Annotated in this window: 18 protein-coding genes; 5 read left to right on the forward strand and 13 right to left on the reverse strand. The window is 60.6% G+C overall.

The genetic code is table 11. The features are described from left to right. Window positions 1–3: 3 nt before the first annotated feature. The 4 genes from ACYZTY_RS11780 to ACYZTY_RS11795 all read left to right on the forward strand — a co-directional run bounded on the left by ACYZTY_RS11780 (window position 4) and on the right by ACYZTY_RS11795 (window position 3677). Entirely contained in the window at window positions 4–393 is a 390-nt protein-coding gene (locus ACYZTY_RS11780; protein ID WP_461958620.1) for a RidA family protein, read from the forward strand. 158 nt (window positions 394–551) lie between these two features. Then, complete coding sequence (locus tag ACYZTY_RS11785) at window positions 552–1316, forward strand: IclR family transcriptional regulator (protein WP_461958621.1); 765 nt, start codon at window positions 552–554, stop codon at window positions 1314–1316. A 39-nt stretch (window positions 1317–1355) separates the two neighbouring features. Next, entirely contained in the window at window positions 1356–2573 is a 1218-nt protein-coding gene (locus ACYZTY_RS11790; RefSeq protein ID WP_461958622.1) for an amino acid deaminase, read from the forward strand. A gap of 171 nt (window positions 2574–2744) precedes the next feature. Continuing rightward, on the forward strand, window positions 2745–3677 hold the full coding sequence (locus tag ACYZTY_RS11795; protein ID WP_461958623.1) for a sugar kinase: 933 nt from the start codon (window positions 2745–2747) through the stop codon (window positions 3675–3677). Window positions 3678–3820: 143 nt separating this feature from the next. Here ACYZTY_RS11795 and ACYZTY_RS11800 read toward each other — a convergent pair whose 3' ends face one another. Next, window positions 3821–4096, reverse strand: a complete 276-nt coding sequence (locus tag ACYZTY_RS11800; RefSeq protein ID WP_007898282.1) for a peptidylprolyl isomerase — start codon at window positions 4094–4096, stop codon at window positions 3821–3823. A gap of 53 nt (window positions 4097–4149) precedes the next feature. Then, window positions 4150–6687, reverse strand: a complete 2538-nt coding sequence (locus tag ACYZTY_RS11805; protein ID WP_461958624.1) for a PAS domain-containing hybrid sensor histidine kinase/response regulator — start codon at window positions 6685–6687, stop codon at window positions 4150–4152. 119 nt (window positions 6688–6806) lie between these two features. On the opposite strand from ACYZTY_RS11805, the gene ACYZTY_RS11810 reads away from it, so the two are divergent. Next, window positions 6807–7916: a PilT/PilU family type 4a pilus ATPase gene (locus tag ACYZTY_RS11810; RefSeq protein WP_461958625.1), complete on the forward strand. Its 1110-nt coding sequence runs from the start codon at window positions 6807–6809 to the stop codon at window positions 7914–7916. A gap of 115 nt (window positions 7917–8031) precedes the next feature. Here the strand turns inward: ACYZTY_RS11810 and ACYZTY_RS11815 are convergent, their stop codons facing one another. The 11 genes from ACYZTY_RS11815 to ACYZTY_RS11865 all read right to left on the reverse strand — a co-directional run bounded on the left by ACYZTY_RS11815 (window position 8032) and on the right by ACYZTY_RS11865 (window position 22542). Beyond that, complete coding sequence (locus ACYZTY_RS11815) at window positions 8032–9987, reverse strand: acetoacetate--CoA ligase (protein WP_461958626.1); 1956 nt, start codon at window positions 9985–9987, stop codon at window positions 8032–8034. 175 nt (window positions 9988–10162) lie between these two features. Next, window positions 10163–10948 (reverse strand): 3-hydroxybutyrate dehydrogenase, encoded by a 786-nt coding sequence (locus ACYZTY_RS11820; RefSeq protein ID WP_461958627.1) that lies wholly within the window; start codon window positions 10946–10948, stop codon window positions 10163–10165. Window positions 10949–10955: 7 nt separating this feature from the next. After that, window positions 10956–12347, reverse strand: coding sequence for a GntP family permease (locus tag ACYZTY_RS11825; protein WP_461958628.1), 1392 nt, complete (start codon window positions 12345–12347; stop codon window positions 10956–10958). A 296-nt stretch (window positions 12348–12643) separates the two neighbouring features. Then, window positions 12644–14059, reverse strand: coding sequence for a sigma-54 interaction domain-containing protein (locus ACYZTY_RS11830; RefSeq protein WP_461958629.1), 1416 nt, complete (start codon window positions 14057–14059; stop codon window positions 12644–12646). A 170-nt stretch (window positions 14060–14229) separates the two neighbouring features. Continuing rightward, complete coding sequence (locus ACYZTY_RS11835) at window positions 14230–15804, reverse strand: ABC transporter ATP-binding protein (RefSeq protein WP_461958630.1); 1575 nt, start codon at window positions 15802–15804, stop codon at window positions 14230–14232. Between the two features lie 27 nt (window positions 15805–15831). Next, the gene (locus ACYZTY_RS11840; protein WP_461958631.1) at window positions 15832–16854 is read right to left on the reverse strand and encodes an ABC transporter permease; all 1023 of its coding nucleotides are present in this window, start codon (window positions 16852–16854) and stop codon (window positions 15832–15834) included. Then, window positions 16854–17915 carry a microcin C ABC transporter permease YejB gene (locus ACYZTY_RS11845; protein ID WP_461958632.1) on the reverse strand — a complete coding sequence of 354 codons (1062 nt, stop codon included), beginning with the start codon at window positions 17913–17915 and terminating at the stop codon, window positions 16854–16856. Before ACYZTY_RS11845 ends, ACYZTY_RS11840 begins: the two co-directional genes overlap by 1 nt. Next, on the reverse strand, window positions 17915–19783 hold the full coding sequence (locus ACYZTY_RS11850) for an extracellular solute-binding protein (protein ID WP_461958633.1): 1869 nt from the start codon (window positions 19781–19783) through the stop codon (window positions 17915–17917). The genes ACYZTY_RS11845 and ACYZTY_RS11850 overlap by 1 nt, the downstream gene beginning before the upstream one ends. A gap of 135 nt (window positions 19784–19918) precedes the next feature. Then, window positions 19919–20200 (reverse strand): peptidylprolyl isomerase, encoded by a 282-nt coding sequence (locus ACYZTY_RS11855; RefSeq protein ID WP_461958634.1) that lies wholly within the window; start codon window positions 20198–20200, stop codon window positions 19919–19921. 83 nt (window positions 20201–20283) lie between these two features. After that, window positions 20284–21165: an esterase/lipase family protein gene (locus ACYZTY_RS11860; RefSeq protein WP_461958635.1), complete on the reverse strand. Its 882-nt coding sequence runs from the start codon at window positions 21163–21165 to the stop codon at window positions 20284–20286. Window positions 21166–21453: 288 nt separating this feature from the next. Next, the gene (locus ACYZTY_RS11865; protein ID WP_461958636.1) at window positions 21454–22542 is read right to left on the reverse strand and encodes a 3-deoxy-7-phosphoheptulonate synthase; all 1089 of its coding nucleotides are present in this window, start codon (window positions 22540–22542) and stop codon (window positions 21454–21456) included. Window positions 22543–22979: the final 437 nt, after the last annotated feature.

Genomic DNA, 22979 nt, shown 5'->3' on the forward strand with positions numbered 1-22979 from the left:
CTCATGAGCATTACTCGTTACGGCGCCGGCAGCAGCGCTGCTGGCGGTACGCCTCGTCCTTTCGCCCGCGCCGTTGAAGCCGATGGCTGGCTGCACGTTTCTGGTCAGGTGCCGGCGTTGGATGGCGAGATCATTCTTGGCGGCATCGTCGAGCAGACTCACCAGACCATGAAGAACCTGATCGCGATTCTCGAAGAGGCCGGTTATGGCCTGGAAGATGTGGTGCGGGCCGGGGTGTGGTTGGAAGATCCGCGGGATTTCACCAGTTTCAACAAGGTCTTCTCCGAGTACTTCAAACCCGAACATGCACCGGCACGGGCCTGTGTGCAGGCGAACATGATGGTCGACTGCAAGGTCGAGATTGACTGCATCGCGTACAAGAAAAAGGCCTGAACCTCAGCACTGATCGTTCCCACGCTCTGCGTGGGAATGCAGCCCGGGACGCTCCGCGTCCCAAAGCGGACGCAGAGCGTCCATTGAGGCATTCCCACGCAGAGCGTGGGAACGATCATTAGCGGTAAACTCCCGGCACTTTAATGGGAACCACTGACATGACCGAAGACACTATCAAGCGCCGGGCTCGCGGTCTGGACCGGGCGTTCGATATCCTCGATTTCCTCAAGGAAGTCGGCAAACCGTTGCGCCCGAATGAAATTGCCAGCGGCATCGACAGCCCGAAATCCACGATCTACGAGCTGGTCGCTTCCCTGCTGGAACGACGCATTCTCGAACCCGTGGGCAAGGATGGTCACGTCTACCTCGGCCGTCAGTTGTACTTTCTCGGGCAGGCGCATCTGCGCCATTTCGACCTGACCCGCGAGGCCGATCATGCCTTGCAGGAAATCGTCAGCCAGACCCATGAAACCGCGCAGATGTGCCTGCTCAACGGGCGCAAATACACCGTGGCTCTGATGAAAGAGGGCGAGCGGCATTTCCGTATTTCCTCGGACATCGGCGAGAACGCGCCGATCCCCTGGACCGCGTCCGGTCGCCTGTTGCTGGCGCACTTGAGCGACCAGCAAATCATCGACCTGATCGACCACGACGACTTCATCCTGCCCGACGGCGAGCGTCTGCCGCTGGAGCAGTTTCTCAAGGAAATCCGTCAGGCCGGTATCGATGGCTTTTTCTCCTTCGATAGCGTCGCCGACACCTTTACCCATTGCTTCGCCGCTCCGGTCAAAGACCCCAGCGGCGTGGCGATTGCGACCCTGTGCATCGTCGCCCCACGGGACGACGCGAAGAACAACTACAACGACTATCGCCGGGTGCTGATCGACAGCGCCAATAGCCTGGCCCGGCGTATCAACGAATAACAGCGGCTGGCTGCAGCCGCGAATGTGAGGAGTTCGACCATGTCTTCTGCCCAAAATACTGCCGCCGTGGAAAAGGGCTTTGCCCAGACCGGCGCCAACCTGGTACGCGATGTCAGCCTGCCTGCGCTGGTGCTGCACCGCGAAGCGCTGGAACACAACATTCGCTGGATGCAGACGTTTGTCAGCAACAGCGGCGCCGAACTCGCGCCCCACGGCAAAACCAGCATGACCCCCGCGCTGTTCCGCCGCCAACTGGACGCCGGCGCCTGGGGCATCACCCTGGCCAACGCCACGCAAACCCGCGCGGCTTACGCCCATGGCGTGCGTCGGGTGTTGATGGCCAACCAATTGGTCGGTACGCCGAACATGGCACTGATCGCCGATTTGCTGGTGGACCCGACCTTCGATTTCCATTGCATGGTCGATCACCCGGACAACGTCGCTGACCTGGGGGCGTATTTCGCCTCGCGCGGTGTGCGCCTGAACGTGATGATCGAGTACGGCGTGGTCGGCGGTCGTTGCGGCTGCCGCAGTGAAGAGGAAGTGGTCGCGCTGGCCAAAGCCATCAGCGCTCAACCGGCATTGGCGCTGACCGGGATTGAAGGCTACGAAGGCGTGATCCACGGTGATCATGCGGTCACCGGCATTCGTCAATTCGCCGCCTCTCTGGTGCGTCTGGCCGTGCAGTTGCAGGACAGCGGCGCGTTCGCCTTTGCCAAGCCGATCATCACCGCCTCGGGATCGGCCTGGTACGACTTGATCGCTGAATCCTTCGAAGCGCAGAACGCCGGCGGACGTTTCCTCAGCGTGTTGCGCCCCGGCAGTTACGTGGCTCACGACCATGGCATCTACAAAGAAGCGCAATGCTGCGTGCTCGACCGCCGCAGTGACTTGCACGAGGGCCTGCGCCCGGCGCTGGAAGTCTGGGCGCATGTGCAATCGTTGCCGGAGCCGGGTTTTGCGGTGATCGCCCTGGGTAAGCGCGACGTGGCCTACGACGCAGGGTTGCCGGTGCCGCTGCTGCGTTACAAGGCCGGCGTAGTGCCTGCAACCGGCGACGATGTCAGCGCTTGTAAGGTAACGGCAGTCATGGACCAGCATGCGTTCATGACCGTGGCGCCGGGGGTTGAGTTGCGGGTGGGCGACATCATTTCGTTCGGCACTTCGCACCCGTGCCTGACGTTCGACAAGTGGCGCACGGGGTGTCTGGTGGATGAGCAACTGAACGTCATCGAAACCATGGAAACCTGTTTCTAAGGTTTAGACCGAGGCGCGGCCTTCGCGGGCAAGTCGGATCGCCGCCCGCTCGCTCCTACAGGTGCAGTGGTCGCCGCGGATTTCGCGCCCGACGCGAATCCTGTAGGAGCGAGGCTTGCCCGCGAAGACATCCTCCCAGACAACACCGCAACACCAGAGACGACAAAAACAATGAACACCATCAACACCCTCGGCCCCAACACCCCGCGCATCGCCCTGATCGGCGAGTGCATGATCGAGTTGCAACAACGCGCCGACGGCAGTCTGCAACAAAGCTTCGGCGGCGACACCCTCAACACCGCGGTCTACCTGTCCCGGGAACTGGGCGCGAGCGGCGTCGTCGATTACGTCACCGCGCTGGGCGACGACAGTTTCAGCGATGCTATGTGCCAGACCTGGGCAAACGAAAACATCGGGCTGGGCATGGTCCAGCGCTTGCCCGGTCGACTGCCCGGTTTGTACTGCATCCAGACCGATGCTGCCGGCGAGCGACGCTTCCTCTATTGGCGCAATGAAGCGGCCGTCCGCGACTGCTTCACCACCCCGGCCGCCGCGCCGATCCTGGCCGCGCTGCCGGATTACGACGTGCTGTACTTCAGCGGCATCACCTTGGCGGTGCTCGGCGTGCAGGGTCGGGAGAAGTTGCTGGAAACCCTGGTCGAAGCCCGGCAGCGGGATGCGCGGATTGTCTTCGATAACAACTACCGGCCACGTTTGTGGGCCTCAGTCGAAGAGGCGCGGGCGGCTTATCGCAGCGTCTTGCCCTATGTCGATCTGGCGTTGTTGACCGTCGATGACGAGCAGGCGCTGTTTCATTTTTCCGATTGCGACGCGGTGTTTGATGCTTACGAGCAGATTGGCACCCCCGAAGTGGTGCTCAAGCGCGGAGCCGAGGCGTGCCTGATTCGCTGTGATGGCGAGTCGTTCGAAGTGCCGGCGCAGAAGGTCGAGCGAGTGGTGGACACGACGGCGGCGGGGGATTCGTTCAGTGCGGCGTATCTGGCCAGTCGGTTGAAGGGCGGGAGTGCGGTTGAAGCGGCAGAAGCGGGGCATCGGTTGGCGAGTCGGGTGATTCAAGTTCCCGGAGCACTCATTCCGAGGTAAAGGGTGAATGGCCGTTGGCTGCGCCATCGGATCGCGAGCAGGCTCACTCCTACAGGGATTTGTGAGTTGCATGAGATAGTAGCCACACCACCAAACTCTGTGGGAGTGAGCCTGCTCGCGATTGTGCCCTCAAGCCAACCCGATCAATCCCGGTAAAACACCTGCACCAGGTGATAGCCAAATTTGCTCTTGATCGGCCCATGCACCACTCGCAACGGCTTTTTGAAGATCACTGCATCGATGACCCCGACCATTTGCCCGGGCCGCACTTCACCCAGGTCACCGCCGCGTTTGCCGGACGGGCAAGTGGAGTATTTCTTGGCCAGCACATCAAACGCTTCGCCCTTGGCGATGCGTTGTTTGAGTTGCTCGGCTTCTTCCGAGGTTTTCACCAGAATATGGCGGGCTTGAGCTTTCATGGGGGCTTACCTTGCAACGGTCGTGACAACGAGGCGCGCGATTATGCCTCAACTCACTCCGGTTGGCCGATCATCGCGCGAATCTTGTTGGCCAACAGGTCGATGGAAAACGGTTTGGTGACCATGTCCATGCCTTCTTCCAGAAAGCCCTGGCGTTCGGCGGCTTTCTCCGCGTAACCGGTCATGAACAGCACTTTGAGTTCAGGGCGATGCTGACGGGCGATTTCCGCCAGTTGTCGGCCGTTCATCCCCGGCAAGCCCACGTCGGTCACCAGCAAATCAACCCGCAGGTCGGATTCCAGCAAGGGCAGGGCGGTCTTCGCATCCTCCGCTTCGTGGGCGTGATAACCCAGCTCGTTGAGCAGGTCGAGCACCAGCATGCGTACCGCTGGATCGTCTTCCACCAGCACCACGGTCTCACCGGCAATGGCCGGCGGCGCCTCGCCCGTCAACGGCAGCAGCACGTTTTCCGGTTCCGTTGCGTGCAACCGCGGCAAGTACAAACGAACGCTGGTGCCCTTGTCCGGCAAACTGAACAGGCTGACGTGCCCACCCGATTGCTGGGCAAACCCGTAAATCATCGACAACCCCAGGCCGGTGCCCTGGCCAATGGGTTTGGTGGTGAAGAACGGGTCAAAAGCCTTGGCCAGCACCGACGGCGTCATGCCGCTGCCGTTATCGCTGACGGCAATCATCACGTAATCCCCGGCCTTGACCGGCTCCAGCGTGGTGATGTCGCTGCCGTCCAGGTAAATGTTGGCGGTTTCGACCAGCAACTCGCCGCCATCGGGCATGGCGTCCCGGGCGTTGATCACCAGATTAAGCAGGGCGTTTTCCAGTTGGCTGACGTCGGTGCTCACCGGCCAGACCTCGTCGGCCAATAACAGTTTGAGCTCGATGTGGTCGCCCTTGGTGCGGCTGAACAGATCTTCCAGGGAATGCACCAGGTCATTGGCGTTCAGCGGCTTGCGATCCAGCGACTGACGCCGGGAGAACGCCAGCAGGCGATGGGTCAGGGCGGCGGCGCGATTGGCCGAGGACACCGCGGCTTCGGTGAAGCGGCCAATCTCGGCGGCGCGCCCGTCAGCGATATAGCGCTGCATCAGGTCGAGGCTGCCGATGATCCCGGTCAGCATGTTGTTGAAGTCGTGGGCGATGCCGCCGGTGAGCTGCCCGACCGCTTCCATTTTCTGCGCGTGGCGCAAGGCGTCTTCCGCGCGCTCGCGCTCGAACATTTCGTTTTGCAGCCGCTGGTTGGCTTCGGCCAGTTGCTGGGTGCGGGCGGCGACCCGTTCCTCAAGGGTCTCGTTGAGATTGCGCAGGGCTTCTTCGGTCTGTTTGCGCTCGGTTTCGTCGATCACGAAGATGTAGAAACCATTCACCGCGCCATCCGGTCCGTGCCGGGGCAGGTAATTCATCAGCGCATGCCGCGTGCTGCCATCGCGATGGGGAGCATCAATGCTGAAACAGCAGGCCTTGCCGGTCAGCGCCTCGGCGATGTGCTCGGCGCGCAGGGCATAGGCGTCCGCGCCCAACACTTCAAGAATGGTTCGCCCGTACAGTTCCTGGGGCGTCAGGCCGTACCAATCCAGGTACGCGGCGTTGTTCAGGCGAAAACGCTCTTCGCGGTCGACGTAACTGATCAGGATCGGCATGGCGTTGATGATCAGTTGCAGCTCGGTCTGACTCTGGCGCAAGGCCTGCTCGGTGTGCTTGCGCTCGGTGAGGTCCAGCGCGGCGCCGAGGAAACGGATCGGCCGGCCATGATGGTCCTTGTAGCAACGACCCCGGGCAAAGACCCAGCGCAACTGGCCGTCGGGCTGCAGCAAGCGATATTCCTCGGCGTACTCGGTGCCGTGAGTGATGCAGTGTTTGATGCTGCGGGCGATCGTCCCGCGGTCTTCCGGGTGCACGCCGTGGAGATACTCACTGATCGGCAACTGGCTGGCCATGGCCGGATCAATGCCGTGCAACTGGGCGAAATGCGCGTCGGCGATGAAGCGATCTTCGCCGATGTCCCAATCCCAGGTGCCGACGGCGTCGGTGGCCGCCAGTGCCAGTTGCAGACGCTGTTCGGTTTCGTGCTGAGCCTTGAGGCTGGCGGCCGAACGCTGTTCGAGTTCCAGTGCGATGCGCCGGCGTTCATTGGTTTCGATGGCGGTGACCAATATGCCGGCGACCTGAGCGTTTTCATCGCGGATCGGACTGTAGGTCAGGTCCAGCCAGAAGTCGGAATCACCTTCGTCGCGCTGCAAGGTAAAGCGTTGTTCGCTGTAGGTTCGCACCTGGCCTTGTAGGACGGCGCTGTAAATGGGGTCGGTAAAGTCCTGGAGTTCTGGCCAGATCTGGTGCGTCGGTTGTCCGAAAGCGTGTGGATGCTTGCTGCCGGCGAGGAGGGCGAAACCGTCGTTGTAGATCTGCGTGAGCTGCGGCCCCCATAGCAACAGCATCGGCATCGGCGAATGAATCACGATGTCCACGGCGGTGCGCAGGCTCTGTGGCCAGGTATTGGCAGCGCCCAGCGGGGTGCGTGTCCAGTCCAGTCTGGCGATCAAGGCCTGGGCATCGCTGCCCGTCGGTGATGCGTTCATCAAGTTGTCCTGCGCTTAAGTCGGTGTGGCGGCGTCTACTATCCTTGCTGGGTGGTAGACGCTGGATGACCCGCCATGGGTCATTTTTTTCATTGAATGCTTCGCGGGTGCTTTTTGCCATGGAAATCGATGCACTGTTGCAGATACTGGCTAATCAGAATGGATCCGATCTTTACCTCTCAACTGGCGCGCCACCCAGCGCCCGATTCGACGGCGTGCTCAAACCACTGACCGATCAGCCGTTCAAACCGGGAGAAGTCGCGGCCATTGCCGAGTCCATCATGGACGCCGAACAGCGTCTGGAGTTCGATCGGGAACTGGAGATGAACCTGGCGATCTCCTTGGCGGGTGTCGGGCGCTTTCGGGTCAACATCTTCAAGCAACGCAACGATGTGTCGATCGTGGCGCGCAACATCAAACTCGACATCCCGCGTTTCGAGGACCTCAAGTTACCGGCGGTGTTGCTCGACACCGTGATGCTCAAACAAGGACTGATGCTGTTCGTCGGCGCCACCGATTCCGGCAAGTCGACCTCCCTCGCGGCGCTGATCGATTACCGCAACCGCCACAGCACGGGCCACATCGTCACCATCGAAGACCCCATCGAGTACATCCATCGGCACAAGCAGTCGATCATCAACCAGCGCGAGGTCGGCGTCGATACCCGCAGTTTTCATGCCGCGTTGAAAAACACCCTGCGCCAGGCACCGGACGTGGTGCTGATCGGCGAAATCCGTGATCGCGAAACCATGGAACACGCGCTGGCGTTTGCCGACACCGGCCATTTGGTGATCTCGACGTTGCACGCGCACAACGCCAATCAGGCGCTGGATCGCATCATCAATTTCTTCCCGGAAGAGCGTCATACTCAACTGCTGCATGATCTGGGCAATAATCTCAAGGCATTCGTGTCCCAGCGATTGGTGCGTACCCTCGATGGTCAGCGCCGGGCGGCGGTGGAGGTGATGCTGGGCACGCCGACCATCGGTGACTTGATTCGGCGCAATGAGTTTGCCGAACTGAAGGGGATCATGGAGAAATCGCTGGAGTTGGGGATGCAGACGTTTGACGGTGCGCTGTATGCGTTGGTTGTCGAGGGGGCGATCAATGAGGAAGAGGCGTTGAAGCATGCGGATTCGGTGAACAATTTGCGCTTGAGGCTGAAGTTGTACAGCGATGCATCACCGCCCACTCAACCGCCCACTGGAGAGTGGGGACTCATGGACTGACACCGCGCCGGCCCACTGTAGGAGCGAGCCTGCTCGCGAAAGTGCTCTGTCAGTCAACATCAATATGGGCTGACACACCGCCTCGCGAGCAGGCTCACTCCTACAGGGAATTTCTTCAGGTTTGGAGTTCGGGGCGGTTTCGGAATTGCTCCAGCGCCTCGGGATTGGCCAGCGCATCGGTGTTCTTCACCTTCTGCCCATGCACCACATTGCGCACGGCCAGCTCAACGACTTTGCCGCTGATGGTCCGGGGAATATCGGTCACCGCGACAATCTTCGCCGGGACATGCCGGGGCGTGGTGTTGGCGCGGATGACCTGGCGAATCTGCTGCTGCAAGGTTTCCTCCAGTTTGACGCCGTCGCGCAATTTCACGAACAGCACCACCCGCACGTCATCCTGCCATTGCTGACCAATGGCCACGCTGTCCAGCACCTGCGGCACCTTTTCCACCTGACGATAGATTTCCGCCGTGCCAATGCGCACGCCGCCGGGGTTGAGCACCGCGTCCGAGCGGCCGTGGATCATCATTGCGCCGTGGGGCAGTTGTTCGGCGTAATCGCCCTGGGCCCAGACGCCGGGGAACTGACTGAAATATGAAGCACGCAGCTTTTCCTGCTGAGGGTCGTTCCAGAAACCGATGGGCATGGCCGGGAAGTGCCGGGTGCAGACCAGCTCACCTTTCTGTCCAACCACAGGCTTACCGTCGTCGTTCCAGACTTCGACCGCCATACCCAGGCTCTTGCCCTGTATTTCGCCACGCCGCACGGGTTCAAACGGGTTGCTGTTCACAAAGCACGAAACGATGTCGGTACCGCCAGACATCGAGGCCAGGCACAGGTCACTCTTGAAGTCGCGATACACGTAGTCGTAACTTTGCGGCGATAACGCGGACCCGGTGCAGAGCAGGGTTTTCAGGCTGCTCAGGTCATGACTCTCACGGGGTTTGATTCCATTGGTTTCAAGAGTCGCGAGGAACTTGGGGCTGGTGCCGAAGACGCTGATGCGTTCATCGTCGATCAGGTCGATCAAGCGTACGGGGTCCGGATGAAACGGCGAGCCTTCGTACAGCACCACCGCGCTGCCCACGGCCAGGGCCGAGACCAGCCAGTTCCACATCATCCAGCCACAGGTGGTGTAGTAGAACAACCGGTCGCCGGGGCCGAGATCGCAATGCAGTCCATGTTCCTTGACGTGTTGCAGCAGCACGCCGCCTGTGCTGTGGATGATGCATTTCGGCACGCCAGTAGTGCCGCTGGAATAGAGGATGTACAGCGGATGAGCGAAAGGCACGGGGACGAAGTCCGGCTCACCGCCGATGTCGTAGAAATCATCCCACAGCGTTACGTTCGCCCGGGTGTGGAAATGCTCGATGTGCGCCTGTGACCGGGCATACGGCACCACGATCAACTGCAGCAGGGACGGCAGGCGTTCGAGGATTTCGTTGACCTTGGCAGTCTGGTCGATGTCTTTGCCGGCATAGCGGTAACCGGCGCAGGTGATAAGCACTTTCGGTTCGATCTGGCCGAAGCGGTCGATCACGCCCTGGGTGCCGAAGTCCGGTGATGAACAGGACCAGATCGCCCCGAGGCTGGTGGTGCCAAGCATGGCCACCAGGGTTTGCCAGGTGTTGGGCATGCACGCGGCCACGCGGTCGCCGAGGCCGACGCCGGCAGCGATCAAGCTGTGTTGGAAACCGGCGACATGCTCGGCCAGTTCAGCCCAGGTCAGGTGTTCGCGCTGACCGTTCTCGCCAATGGCGATGACTGCTATGGCATCGTCGCGACGGCGCAGCAGGTGTTCGGCGAAATTCAGGGTGGCGCCAGGAAACCACTGGGCGCTGGGCATGTGCGGGCCTTCCACCAGCACCGAGTCCGGTTGATCGTGGAAGCGGATGTCAAAGAAGTCGACGATCGCCTGCCAGAATGCTTCGCGCTGATCGATGGACCATTGGTGCAGGGCGGGGTAGTCGTCGAGGTGGATGTTGTGCCGCTTGATGATGAAGCGCCGGAAGGCGTCCATGCGGGTTTTGCTGATGCGCTCGGCGCTGGGTTGCCACAGGATCTCGGACATGGCTTGCCTCTTTTTTCTTATGCGTACACACAGGCTACTGCGGAGCAGGCTTCTGTGGCGAGGGAGCTTGCTCCCGCTGGGTTGCGAAGCCGCCCCAAATGATTCGTCCAGCCCGTTTGCGGCTGCTGCGCACCCGAGCGGGAGCAAGCTCCCTCGCCACAGGGTTGTTGAATGATTACTGCGCCAACCACCCACCATCAATATTCCACGCCGCGCCACGCACCTGGCTGCCGGCCTCACTGCACAAGAACAACACCAGCTCACCCAATTGCGGCGGCGTGACGAATTCCAGCGACGGCTGCTTTTCGGCCAGCAAATCATGCTGCGCCTGTTGCGGCTCGATCCCGGTCGCAATGCGATCATCAATCTGCTTCTGCACCAGCGGCGTCAACACCCAACCCGGACAAATGGCGTTGCAGGTGACATTAGTGGTTGCCGTTTCCAGCCCGACCACCTTGGTCAGGCCGATCACACCATGCTTGGCCGCGACGTACGCGGCTTTGCCCACCGAACCGACCTGGCCGTGCACCGAGGCGATGTTGATGATCCGCCCCCAGCCTTTGGCACGCATGCCCGGCAGGCTCAAACGGGTGCTGTGGAACACCGACGACAGGTTGATCGCAATGATCGAGTCCCAGCGCTCCACCGGGAACTCTTCCACTGGTGCCACGTGCTGGATGCCGGCGTTGTTCACCAGAATGTCGACGCCGCCAAACTCACGCTCGGCGTAGGCGATCATCTCGGCAATCTGCGCCGGGTCGCTGACGTCGGCCGGATGATGGCCGACCTTGCCGCCGCTTTTTTTACTGACCTGTTCAACTTCGGCAATCACCTTGGACGCATCGCCGAAACCGTTGAGGATCAGATTGGCGCCGGCCTTGGCCAGACTGAGGGCTATCCCCAGGCCAATGCCGCTGGTGGAACCGGTGACCAGTGCAGTCTTGCCCGAAAGAGTCGTCATGAATACCTCACACAATGCCAGTGGCGTAGAAAGTACCGATCACCACAAAAACCGCCAGGGTCTTGATCAGCGTAATACAGAAAATGTCTTTGTAGGCTTCGCGGTGGGTCAGGCCGGTGACCGCCAGCAAGGTAATCACCGCGCCGTTGTGCGGCAGGGTGTCCATGCCGCCACTGGCCATCGCGGCCACCCGGTGCAGCACTTCCAGCGGGATGTTGGCCGCATGGGCCGCTGCAATGAAGTCATTGGCCATGGCCGCCAGCGCAATGCTCATGCCGCCCGACGCCGAACCGGTAATACCGGCCAGCAGGGTCACGGTAATCGCTTCGTTGACCAGCGGATTGGGAATGCTCTTGAGCCAGTCGGCCAGTACCAGGAAGCCCGGCAGCGAGGCAATCACCGCACCAAAACCGTATTCAGAAGCGGTGTTCATCGCCGCCAGCAATGAACCGCTGACCGCACTTCGACTGCCTTCGGCCAGCTTGCCGCGAATCGCCTGGAAGCCGAACACCAGCACCATGATGATGCCCACCAGCAAGGCCGCCTGAACTGCCCAGATCGCCGTTAGCTTGGCGATTTCGGTGGTCACCGGCGCGGTCATGCCCGGCAGCGCAAGGCTGTGCGTCTTGCCGTACCACTGCGGAATCCACTGGGTAAACAGCAGGTTCATGATGCCCACCGCCAGCAGCGGCGACAGGGCGATCCAAGGATTCGGCAGTTTGATATCGGCCGCGGTTTCCGGCTCGTTGCGCAGTTCGGTGCCATAACCTTCACCGGCGGCCTGAGCCTTGTTGCGCTGGCGCTGGAGAAACAGCATGCCGGCGCAGAAAACGAAGATTGCGCCGATCACACCCAGCCATGGCGCCGCCCACGCGGTGGTGTTGAAGAAGGTGCTGGGGATGATGTTCTGGATTTGCGGGGTGCCGGGCAGGGCGTCCATGGTGAACGAGAATGCACCGAGGGCGATGGTGGCCGGGATCAGCCGCTTGGGGATGTTGCTCTGGCGGAACATTTCAGCGGCAAACGGGTAGACCGCAAACACCACCACAAACAGCGACACGCCGCCGTAAGTGAGCAGGGCGCAGACCAGCACGATCACCAGCATGGCCTGGCGAGTGCCCAGCAGCCGAATCGCCGCCGCAACGATGGAGCGCGAGAAACCCGACAACTCGATCAACTTGCCGAAGACCGCGCCGAGCAGGAACACCGGGAAATACAGTTTGATGAAGCCGACCATTTTTTCCATGAACACCCCGGTGAAGGCAGGGGCAACGGCGGAAGGGTCGGTGAGCAGAACGGCGCCGAGGGCGGCAATCGGGGCGAAGAGAATAACGCTGTAGCCACGGTAAGCAGCCAGCATCAGCAGCGCGAGGGCTGCCAAGGCAATGATCACACTCATGGTGTGTCTCCTGGATTGTTATTTTTGTAGGGTGGATCTTTTGTGGGAGAGGGCTTTAGCGAGATTCGTGCCATGCATACAACATGTTGAAATATAAGGACATTTGTTTGTTGATGAGAGCGTTTTGAATTTGTTGTCTCTGTTTTGAGATTTTTTGTGGATGTGCGGACGCATTCGCGGGCAAGCCTCGCTCCTACAGGTTTGTGGTCGGCCAAGAAAATTTGAGCATCCTGGCCCTGTAGGAGCGAGGCTTGCCCGCGAAGAGGCCGTATCTACCAACAGAGATTTATGTCTCTTTATAGAGACTCTGCAATCCCCAGCGCGACCATCTTCTTATACAAAGTCGACCGTCCCAGCCCCAGCCGCGCCGCCGCTTCAATCACCTTGCCCCCGCATTGCGCCAGGGCAGATTCAATCAACTGTCGGTCAAACCGCTCCCGCGCCTCACTGAACGTCTCATGCGCAACCGCCTCAATCACCCTCGGCACCACACGCTCCACCGGCTTAAACGTACCAATCGCTGCGCGGATATCGCCCGCATTCAACATCAGGTCATCACTGAGCAGCGCCGCGCGTTCCAGCACATTGCGCAGTTCACGGATATTCCCCGGCCAGGCGTGTTGCCCCAGCAGAACCAAGGCTTCGGTGTTCAACTCATGCTGACTGCGCAGTTCCTCAAGGATTGCTTCACTGAGCGCCGGCAAGTCGTCGAGGCGATCGCGCAGGGGCGGTACGTTGATCGGCAGGACGTTGAGGCGGTAATACAAATCGGCGCGAAATTCGCCGCGCTTGATCGCCGCTTCCAGATCCGTGGAGGTGGCCGCGATCACTCGCACATCACTCTGGATCACTTCATTGGAGCCTACCGGCTCGAACTCCTTTTCCTGCAATACGCGCAGCAACTTGCTTTGCAGCGGCAGCGGCATGTCGCCGATTTCATCGAGAAACAGCGTGCCGCCCTGAGCGATCTGCAACTTGCCGGCCCGGCCCTTGCGATCGGCGCCGGTAAACGCGCCAGGCGCGGTGCCGAAGAATTCGGCTTCCAGCAACGCCTCGGGAATCGCCGCGCTGTTGATGCTGACAAAGGCTTTGTGCGCACGCGGCGAGGCGCCGTGGATCGCCTGGGCCAGCAACTCCTTGCCGGTGCCGGTCTCGCCGAGCAACAGCACCGGTGACTCGGCACTGGCGCTGCGCCGGGCACGGCGCTTGACTTCGAGGCTGGCGGCGCTGGTGCCAATGAAGTGGGCGAAGTTGTATTTGGTCTGCCGCGACCGCAGCAACGAGCGGGTGGAGGCCAGTTCTTCCTGCATGCTCAGATAGCGCTTGAGCATCGGCGACAGACTGTGCAATTCGTCGAACAGCGCAAAACCGATGGCGCCGATTACGGCGCCCGCGTCGTCGTGGATCGGCAGGCGCATCACCACCAGCGGTTCCTTGGGCGTGTCTTGCATGTCCAGCAGGATTGGCCGGCCGGTGCGCACCACCTCACGTAGCAGGCTGCCGGGGATCACGCTTTCGCACGCCTTCCCGATGGCCACTTCGGCCGACTCCAGGCCGAAACGCCGGGCATAGCGCTCGTTCATCCAGACGATGTTCGCGTCGCGGTCGACAATCACCGTGCCCTCGCTGGACTGCTCGATGATCTCGAACAGCGAACGGATCGCCAGCAGGCGAACGCGCTGGTAATCCTTGAGGCTTTCGGTGGTGTTCATGGGTTTCATGTCCAGAATATGTATTGTCTTGGCGGGCCTCTTCGCGGGCAAGCCTCGCTCCTACAGGGTTTGTGTCGAGCCACAAATTCAACGGTAACCACAAAACTTGTGGGAGCGAGGCTTGCCCGCGAAGGCCGCGACGCGGTCATATTGAATGACGCAGATTATGCCTACCGCGGATGCGCCGCCGCCAACAGCTCTTTGGTGTACGGATGCTGCGGCGAATCGAACACGTCATGGCTGGCGCCGCTTTCGACCACTTTGCCGTCCTTGATCACGATCATGTCGTGGGCCAGGGCGCGCACCACTGCCAGGTCATGGCTGATGAACAGGTAGGTCAGGCCATGTTTTTCCTGAAGCTGGCGGAGCAGGGCGACCACTTGTTTCTGCACGGTGCGATCCAGTGCTGAAGTCGGTTCATCGAGCAAAATCAGCGCCGGTTTCAGCACCAGCGCCCGAGCGATGGCGATGCGTTGCCGTTGGCCGCCGGAGAACTCGTGGGGATAGCGATGGCGGCTTTGCGGGTCGAGGCCGACTTCCTCCAGCGCGCGAATCACTTCGGCCTTGCACTCTTGCGCCGTCAACTGGCTATGCACTTCAAGTCCTTCGCTGATGATCTGCGCCACCGACATGCGCGGGCTGAGACTGCCGAAGGGATCCTGGAACACCACCTGCATCTTCTTGCGCCATGGCCGCAGCTGCTTTTGCGTCAGGCCGTCCAGCGCTTCGCCCTGAAAGCGAATGCTGCCTTCGGAGTCGAGCAAACGCAGGATCGCCTGGCCCAGGGTCGATTTGCCCGAGCCGGACTCGCCAACGATACCCAGGGTTTTACCGCGCTGAATGTTGAGGCTGATGCCATCCACCGCTTTCAGGTAAGTCTTGCGCTGAAACAACCCGCCACTGAGGGCAAACTGCACGCTCAAATTGTCCACTTCCAGCACGTTCTCGCGCTCATCCCGAGGCAGGGCTTCGCCTTCCGGTTCGGCGTTCAGCAGCACACAGCTGTAGGGGTGTTTCGGCTCGGTGAAGATCGTCTCGCACGTGGCCTCTTCGACGATTTCCCCAGCCTTCATTACGCACACACGCTGAGCGATGCTGCGCACCAGATTGAGGTCGTGGCTGATCAACAGCAGCGACATACCGAGCCGCTGTTGCAGGGACTTGAGCAGAATCAGAATTTTGCGCTGCACCGTCACGTCCAGCGCCGTGGTGGGTTCGTCGGCGATCAGCAACTGCGGCTCGCAAGCCAGGGCCATGGCGATCATCACCCGTTGCCGCTGGCCACCGGACAGTTGATGGGGATAGGCCTTGAGCCGCTCTTTGGGCTTTTGAATGCCGACCAGTTGCAGTAACTCCAGAATCCGCGCCTGGGCCATTTTGCCCGTCAGGCCCTTGTGCACCAGCAGGGTTTCGCCGATCTGCTTTTCGATGCTGTGCAACGGATTGAGTGAGGTCATCGGTTCCTGAAAGATCATCGCGATCCGGTTGCCGCGCAACTCACGCAACACCTGGGGCGGGGCGCCGAGCAGTTCCTTGCCGCGATAGCGAATGCTGCCAGTCGTCTGGGTGCCGGTCTCGGGCAGCAGTTGCAGGATCGAGTGGGCCGTCACCGATTTCCCGGAGCCCGATTCACCCACCAACGCCAGGCATTCGCCGGGATGGATGTCCAGGCACAGGTTGCGTACCACCGTCTGGCCATTGAAGGCCACGCTGAGGTCACGGATTTCGATCAGGTTGGTACTCATATCAACATTCCGCGTCAGGATCGGGGGTCAAGACCGAGGGTCGAAGGCATCACGCAACGCCTCGCCAATAAACACCAATAAGGAAAGAATCAGCGCCAGGGTGAAAAACGCCGTCAGCCCCAGCCAAGGCGCTTGAAGGTTCTGCTTGCCTTGCCCGATCAACTCACCCAGCGATGCGCTGCCGGCCGGCATGCCGAAGCCGAGGAAGTCCAGCGCCGTGAGGGTGGAGATGGCCCCGGTGAGAATGAACGGCAGATAGCTCAACGTCGCGTTCATGGCGTTGGGCAGGATATGCCGGACAATCACTTTTCGATCCGTGAGGCCCAGCGCACGGGCGGCTTTGACGTATTCCAGATTACGCCCGCGCAGGAACTCGGCGCGCACCACGTCGACCAGCGCCAGCCAGGAAAACAGCGCCATGATCCCCAGCAGCCACCAGAAATTCGGCTCGACGAACCCCGACAGAATGATCAGCAGGTACAGCACCGGCAGCCCGGACCAGACCTCCAGCAAACGTTGACCGATCAGGTCGACCCAGCCGCCGTAATAGCCTTGCAGCGCACCGGCGGCGATGCCGATCAACGCGCTGACAAAGGTCAGCATCAACGCAAACAGGATCGACACCCTCGCACCGAAAATCACCCGGGCCATGACGTCCCGGGACTGGTCGTCGGTGCCCAGCCAATTGACACTCGTGGGTGGGCTCGGCGCCGGTTTGTTGAGCTCATAATTGGGCGTGTCATCGCTGAACGGGATCGGCGGGAACAGCATCCAGCCGCCGTCCTTTTTAATCAGCTTCTGCACGTAGTCGCTGCGATAGTCGGCTTGAAACGGCAGTTGCCCGCCGAACTCCTGCTCGGTGTGACGTTTGAACACCGGGAAGTACCATTGGCCCTGATAACTGACCACCAGCGGTTTGTCGTTGGCGATCAACTCGCCGCCCAACGTCAGCAGAAACAGGCCAATGAACAACCACAGCGACCACCAGCCCCGGCGGTTTTTCTTGAAGCGCTCAAAGCGGCGACGGCCTAACGGCGAGAGCTTGAACATCACGCGTTCCTCGCGGCGAAGTCGATACGCGGGTCGACGAGGGTGTAGCAGAGGTCGCCGATCAGTTTTATCAGGAGCCCGAACAGCGTGAAGATAAACAGTGAGCCGAACACCACCGGGTAGTCCCGCGACACGGCGGCCTCATAGCTCATGCGCCCCAGGCCATCGAGGGAGAAAATCACCTCGATCAGCAACGAGCCGGCAAAGAACACGCTGATGAACGCCTGGGGAATCCCCGACACCACCAGCAGCATCGCGTTGCGAAACACATGGCCGTAAAGCACGCGTCGTTCGCTCAAGCCTTTGGCGCGTGCGGTGACCACGTACTGGCGCGTGATCTCATTGAGGAACGAGTTCTTGGTGAGGATCGTCAGGGTGGCGAAACCACCGATCACCAGCGCCGTCACCGGCAGCACCAGGTGCCAGAAATAGTCGGCGATCTTGCCCACGGTCGACAGCGACTCGAAGTTGTCCGAGACCAGCCCTCGCACCGGGAACCAGTTCAGCGAGGTGCCGCCGGCAAAGACCACGATCAGGAACATTGCGAACAGGAACGCCGGCATCGCGTAGCCGATGATGATCGCGGTGCTGCTCCAGATATCGAAATGGCTGCCATGATGAACGGCCTTGCGGATGCCCAGCGGGATCGACACCAGATAGGTGATCAGCGTGGCCCAGAGCCCGAGGGAAATGGTCACCGGCATTTTTTCCAGGATCAGGTCGGTGACGGTCGCGCCGCGGAAGAAGCTCTTGCCGAAGTCCAGGCGCGCGTAGCTGGTGAGCATCAGCCACAGGCGTTCATGTGCTGGCTTGTCGAAGCCGTATTGCTTTTCGATGTCCTTGATCAATTGCGGGTCGAGGCCGCGACTGGCGCGCGAGGTGCCGGACATGGTTTCCCCGGAGCCTCCGCCGACCGCTGCACCGCCAATGCCTTGCAAGTGCGCAATGGCCTGTTCCACCGGACCGCCCGGCGCGGCCTGGACGATGATGAAGTTGACCAGAAGAATGATCACCAGCGTCGGGATGATCAGCAGCAGGCGCCGCAGTATATAAGCCCACATCAATGCGGCCCTCCGGGGGTGCCACGGCGGATTTTCTCGGCCGTCATCTGCTGGTTGGTCAGCGGCGTGGTGCTCACTTCCCACCAGCTCTCTATGGCTTCGTCATTACTGGCCTGCTCGTTGGGCATGCCGAACCGGTTCCACCACACCGTCGAGGTGCCCGGCGGGTAATAGTTGGGAATCCAGTAGTAGTTCCATTGCAGCACCCGGTCCAGTGCGTGGGCGTAACGCAGCATTTCCGGTTGGGTGTTGGCGCGGACCAGCCCGTTGATCAGGGTGTCTACCGCCGGGTTCTTCAGCACCATGTAGTTGTTGGCGCCGGGGTCGTTGGCCGAGATCGAGCCGAAGTAGTTGAACAGTTCGCCACCCGGTGAAGTGGTGACCGGGTAGCCGGTGACGATCATGTCGTAGTCACGGCTCATCAGGCGATTCACGTACTGGGACGAGTCGATGCGGCGAATGTTCAGGTCGATACCGATCTGTTTCAAGGTGCGCTTGTACGGCAGCAGCAATCGGTCCATGCCGTTCTGGCTGACCAGAAAGGTGAAACTCAGCGGCGTGCCTTCAGCGTTGACCAGCTGATCGCCATCGGGTTTCCAGCCCGCCTGCTCAAGCAGGTCCAGCGCTTGCAGCTGTTTGTCGCGAATCAAGCCGCTGCCATCGGTTTTCGGTGCTTCGAAGACTTTGGTGAAGACCTCGTCGGGGATCTGCCCGCGCAGCGGTTCGAGGATGGCCAGCTCGCCGGCGTCCGGCAGTTGGCGGGCGGCGAGGTCGGTGTTGGAAAAGAAGCTCTGCTGGCGGATGTACATGTCCCGCATCATCTGCCGATTGCTCCACTCGAAATCCCACAGCATCGCCAGGGCCTGGCGCACTCGGCGGTCCTGGAATATCGGGTTTTGCAAATTGAAGACAAAACCCTGGGCCGATTGCGGTGCTTGCGTTGCCAGATGCGCTTTTTGCAGACGACCGTCACTCAGGGCCGGGCTTTCGTAGCCGATCGAGTAGCCGGTCGCGGAGAATTCGCGGTTGTAATCGTAGGCGCCGCCACGCAGGACCTGGCGCGCGACGTCGGTATCGCCGAAGTACTCGATGCTGAAGCGATCGAAGTTGTAGAGGCCGCGGCTGACTGGCAAATCCTTGCCCCACCAGGTGGCATTGCGCTCGAAGGTGATGCTGCGGCCGGAATCGACCTTTCCTACCTTGTAAGGACCGCTGCCCAGTGGCGCCTCGTAACCACCGCCATTGGCGAAGTCGCGAGTCTTCCACCAGTGCTCCGGAAAGACCGGCAAAGTGGCAATGTCGAGGGGCAGGGTGCGGTTTTCGTTGCTTTTGAAGTCGAACCGAACCGTCAGCGGCGCTTCGACTTCGACGCCTTTGACGTCGGCGAACTGGGTGCGATAGCGCAGGCTGCCCTGGGTCATCAGCAGGTCGAAGGTGTAGCGCACGTCCTGGGCCGTGATCGGTGTGCCGTCGGCGAAACGTGCTTTCGGGTTCAAATAGAAGCGCAGGGACATGCCGTCGTCCGAGCGCTCCATCTTCTGTGCTACCAGGCCGTACACGGTGTAGGGCTCGTCAAGCGAGCGCTGGGCCAGAGGCGAGTAGAGCAAACCGTCGATTTGCGTGACGCCAATGCCTTTGTCGATGTACGGCAACATATGGTCGAAGTGCCCGATCTCGATGGCGGAGCGGCGCATCGTGCCGCCCTTGGGAGCTTGCGGGTTGGCATAGGCGAAATGACTGAAGCCGGCGGGATACTTCGCCGGTTCGCCGTACACGGTCAACGCATGTTGCGGTGCTGCATCCACACCAGCGGCACTTAATAGCAGGGCCACGGCAGTGAACAACAAAGTAGGGAAAGCCAGTCGCATTGTCAGCCTTAGAGCCGGGTGGTCGATAACCGCAATTTGTACGCTAGCGGCGCGTCCCTCGCCAGCCGTATCACGTATCCGAAACACAACGGCCCACCAAAAGGCGGGCCGTCATGCACAAAACCAGGGCGTCGATCAGTCCTGGCGGCTGGTCACTTCCAGCAAGTGATAGCCAAACTGGGTCTTGACCGGGCCTTGCACCACGTTAATCGGTGCGCTGAAGACGACGGCGTCGAACTCTTTGACCATCTGGCCTGGACCGAATGAACCCAGGTCACCGCCTTGGCGGCTGGACGGGCAAGTGGAGTTGTCTTTGGCAACCTGGGCGAAATCAGTGCCGCCTTCGATCTGGGCTTTGAGTTCGTTGCACTTGGCTTCCGAGGCAACCAGGATGTGACGGGCAGTGGCTTTAGCCATGGAAAAATACTCCTTTCAATGTTCAGTAAAGTGCGGAGCCTACCGGATTCAGTGGCCTATTTCTCGTCAAAGTTCCGGACGGATTATAGGCCGGCATTTCTCAGGCGCTCGGCATGCTGCACATACAAGGGAATCGGGTCGATGCCCTTGCCCAGTGGTCCGGCGGTTTGACTGAGGCTGTCCAAATGATCCAGCGGATAGTCGGAACGGATAACTTTGCCTAAATGGGAGCTGTAGCGGCCAACCATGCCGTCATTCTGCTCCGCTTCGGTGGTGAAGTAGCGGGAAAAGGCCTGGAGGAAACCGTGCAGCGGATTGACCGCATTCAGGCCTTTGTCGAGGAGGTCGCCCTGCAATGTTCCGCTCCAGGAGTAATAACGCACGCCGTTAACCAGCTCACGGCCCTTGCCTCCCCAGGTTTTCGGCAGCCCTTGCGGGTACTTGTCGTTGAAAGCGCCCACACCTTCAGTGGTCAATGCGTTGAGCGCGGCGATGGCGTTCTGCGGCAAGTGCTGGTGACCGCTGAGCAACGACAGAAAGTCGGCAAACAGCGTGGCAACGGTGGCCGCGACGTGTTCCGGCAGGCGTCCGGGTGTCAGTGCCTTGCGCAGAAAGTCGGCGAGTTCCGAGCCGTGGTTCGGGCCGCTGACCGAAGTCACTGACGCGACGATTTCTGGCGCGATGGCTGCTGCGTAACGTGCCGTGAGGGCACCCTGGCTGTGACCGATCAGGTTGACCTGTTGGGCGCCGGTTCCTTCCAGCACCCGTTCGATCTGTGCCAACAGTTGGTCGCCGCGCACTTCGTTGCTTTGGGTAGCCGAGAGGTGGGGGATAAACACTCTTGCGCCGGCACTTCTGAGGGCCTGCTTGACGTCATGGAAGAGTTCGACTTTGCCAATGCGATCAAAGCCGAAGAGCCCGTGGATCAGCAGGATTGGATACTGAGTGGTTGCATTCCGTAGCATGTTCATTCCTTTTTCGCGGTGGTTCAGAGGTGTGAATACGGGCTCACTCTAAAGCACAGCGGCAGCTCGGCGGTGTATGAAAAATCCGCTGTAAGCTGATGAAAAAGGTATAGAAAACGTAGGAAAGTTCGAAAGAGAATGAGGTCCGGTTCGGAATATCTGGACATCTTTTTGTCGTTCGTGGAGCACATCATTGCAACGGCCTACTGTGTGAGCGCCGTTTACCTGTAAACCGATTCGCTTTTCCGACGCCCAGCCCTCGATCGAGGGCTGGAAGGTCGGCTGTGGTTATGCCGGTCGTTGAACGCTGTTCTGCACTCGCAGCCGGTCGACTGCCTGGCGCAGTAGTTGTTCGGTTCCGGTCCAGCCAAGGCAGCCATCTGTTACCGATACGCCGTAGCGCAATGATGGGCTCAAGGGCTGGCAGCCTTCGAACAAATGGCTCTCGATCATCATGCCGATCAACGATCGATCACCTTGCAGGCGTTGCTCAAGCACATCGTTGAACACGGCCGGCTGTCGTGCCGGGTCTTTGCCGCTGTTGGCGTGGCTGCAGTCGACCATGATTCGTGCCGGGATCTTGAGACGAATCAAGTCGCTGTTCACCTGGGCGACGCTGTCGCGATCGTAGTTCGGCCCGCGATGACCGCCCCGCAAAACCAGATGGGTGTCAGGATTGCCGGGGGTTTGAATGACCGCAGGGTGTCCCTGGCTGTCGACACCGAAATGGCGATGCGGGTGGGCGGCCGAACGCATGGCATCGCTGGCTACGGCGACGCCGCCATCGGTGCCGTTCTTGAAGCCGACCGGCATGCTCAGGCCGCTGGCCATTTCCCGGTGGATTTGCGACTCGGTGGTGCGGGCGCCGATGGCCACCCAGCTCAACAGATCGTCGAAGTAGCCGGCAGCCATGGGTTGCAGCAGTTCGGTGGCAATCGGCAAGCCGAGGCGCAGCATTTCGCGCATCAGTTCACGCGACAGCGTCAAACCGCCGGCCATGTCATCACTGCCGTCAAGCCGCGGGTCGTAGGCCAGGCCTTTCCAGCCGACCGTGGTGCGGGGTTTTTCGACGTAGGCACGCATCACCAGCAGCATTTCATCGCTGACTTCGGCGGCGAGGTGGGCAAGATTGGACGCGTATTCGAGAGCGGACCGGGGATCGTGAATCGAGCAAGGGCCGACGATGACCAGCAGACGGGAATCTTCACCGTTGAGGATCGCGCGGACCGCGTCGCGGTGGGCGGCGACTTGCTGGCTCAGGGCAATGTCGAGGGGCAATTGCTGTTTGAGTTGCAATGAGCTGGGCAGACGCAGGGTCAGCGCTTCATTGGCGGGGCTCAAGGTGGACAGCGGCAGAGCGGAGACGGACGAGTTCATATTCAGGCTTCCTGGGCTGGCGGCGGGTTCGTTCCCGCGCGCTCGGCCCTACTGGGGTGTTCGACAATTGGCCGGATTGGCTGCGTGTGTGTGCTTGCCACCTGTGGGTGACCGATCGGAGGCGGCAGGCTGTCCCGAGCGGAGGCTGGTAAATCGCCAGGCGGTAAAACTGTCGTAACGGTAATAAGTGGCGTAGTTCATTTTCTAAATCCTCGGTTTGTCTGGTGTGTTGCTAAAAATGGGGGGGGCTGAAAAAACAAAACCCCCGGTCGGGAGGCCGACCGGGGGTTGAGAATTCTCTGGTGGCGACCCGTTTAAAGTGGGCGCCGTGTGGGTATCAGGCGCGCCAGTGGCTAAACCAATACCCAAAATAAAAGCTGACCGGAGCACAAACGTCAGTCACCCGGGCAGCCGCAACCGAGCGCGAGGCGCTGGCG

The sequence above is a fragment of the Pseudomonas sp. LB1P83 genome (genome assembly GCF_054897885.1).

Coding starts and splice junctions, on each gene's coding strand:
- ACYZTY_RS11780 (WP_461958620.1), top strand. CDS start 4: ATGAGCATTACTCGTTACGGCGCCGGCAGCAGCGCTGCTGGCGGTACG.
- ACYZTY_RS11785 (WP_461958621.1), top strand. CDS start 552: ATGACCGAAGACACTATCAAGCGCCGGGCTCGCGGTCTGGACCGGGCG.
- ACYZTY_RS11790 (WP_461958622.1), top strand. CDS start 1,356: ATGTCTTCTGCCCAAAATACTGCCGCCGTGGAAAAGGGCTTTGCCCAG.
- ACYZTY_RS11795 (WP_461958623.1), top strand. CDS start 2,745: ATGAACACCATCAACACCCTCGGCCCCAACACCCCGCGCATCGCCCTG.
- ACYZTY_RS11800 (WP_007898282.1), bottom strand. CDS start 4,096: ATGAAAGCTCAAGCCCGCCATATTCTGGTGAAAACCTCGGAAGAAGCC.
- ACYZTY_RS11805 (WP_461958624.1), bottom strand. CDS start 6,687: ATGAACGCATCACCGACGGGCAGCGATGCCCAGGCCTTGATCGCCAGA.
- ACYZTY_RS11810 (WP_461958625.1), top strand. CDS start 6,807: ATGGAAATCGATGCACTGTTGCAGATACTGGCTAATCAGAATGGATCC.
- ACYZTY_RS11815 (WP_461958626.1), bottom strand. CDS start 9,987: ATGTCCGAGATCCTGTGGCAACCCAGCGCCGAGCGCATCAGCAAAACC.
- ACYZTY_RS11820 (WP_461958627.1), bottom strand. CDS start 10,948: ATGACGACTCTTTCGGGCAAGACTGCACTGGTCACCGGTTCCACCAGC.
- ACYZTY_RS11825 (WP_461958628.1), bottom strand. CDS start 12,347: ATGAGTGTGATCATTGCCTTGGCAGCCCTCGCGCTGCTGATGCTGGCT.
- ACYZTY_RS11830 (WP_461958629.1), bottom strand. CDS start 14,059: ATGAACACCACCGAAAGCCTCAAGGATTACCAGCGCGTTCGCCTGCTG.
- ACYZTY_RS11835 (WP_461958630.1), bottom strand. CDS start 15,804: ATGAGTACCAACCTGATCGAAATCCGTGACCTCAGCGTGGCCTTCAAT.
- ACYZTY_RS11840 (WP_461958631.1), bottom strand. CDS start 16,854: ATGTTCAAGCTCTCGCCGTTAGGCCGTCGCCGCTTTGAGCGCTTCAAG.
- ACYZTY_RS11845 (WP_461958632.1), bottom strand. CDS start 17,915: ATGTGGGCTTATATACTGCGGCGCCTGCTGCTGATCATCCCGACGCTG.
- ACYZTY_RS11850 (WP_461958633.1), bottom strand. CDS start 19,783: ATGCGACTGGCTTTCCCTACTTTGTTGTTCACTGCCGTGGCCCTGCTA.
- ACYZTY_RS11855 (WP_461958634.1), bottom strand. CDS start 20,200: ATGGCTAAAGCCACTGCCCGTCACATCCTGGTTGCCTCGGAAGCCAAG.
- ACYZTY_RS11860 (WP_461958635.1), bottom strand. CDS start 21,165: ATGCTACGGAATGCAACCACTCAGTATCCAATCCTGCTGATCCACGGG.
- ACYZTY_RS11865 (WP_461958636.1), bottom strand. CDS start 22,542: ATGAACTCGTCCGTCTCCGCTCTGCCGCTGTCCACCTTGAGCCCCGCC.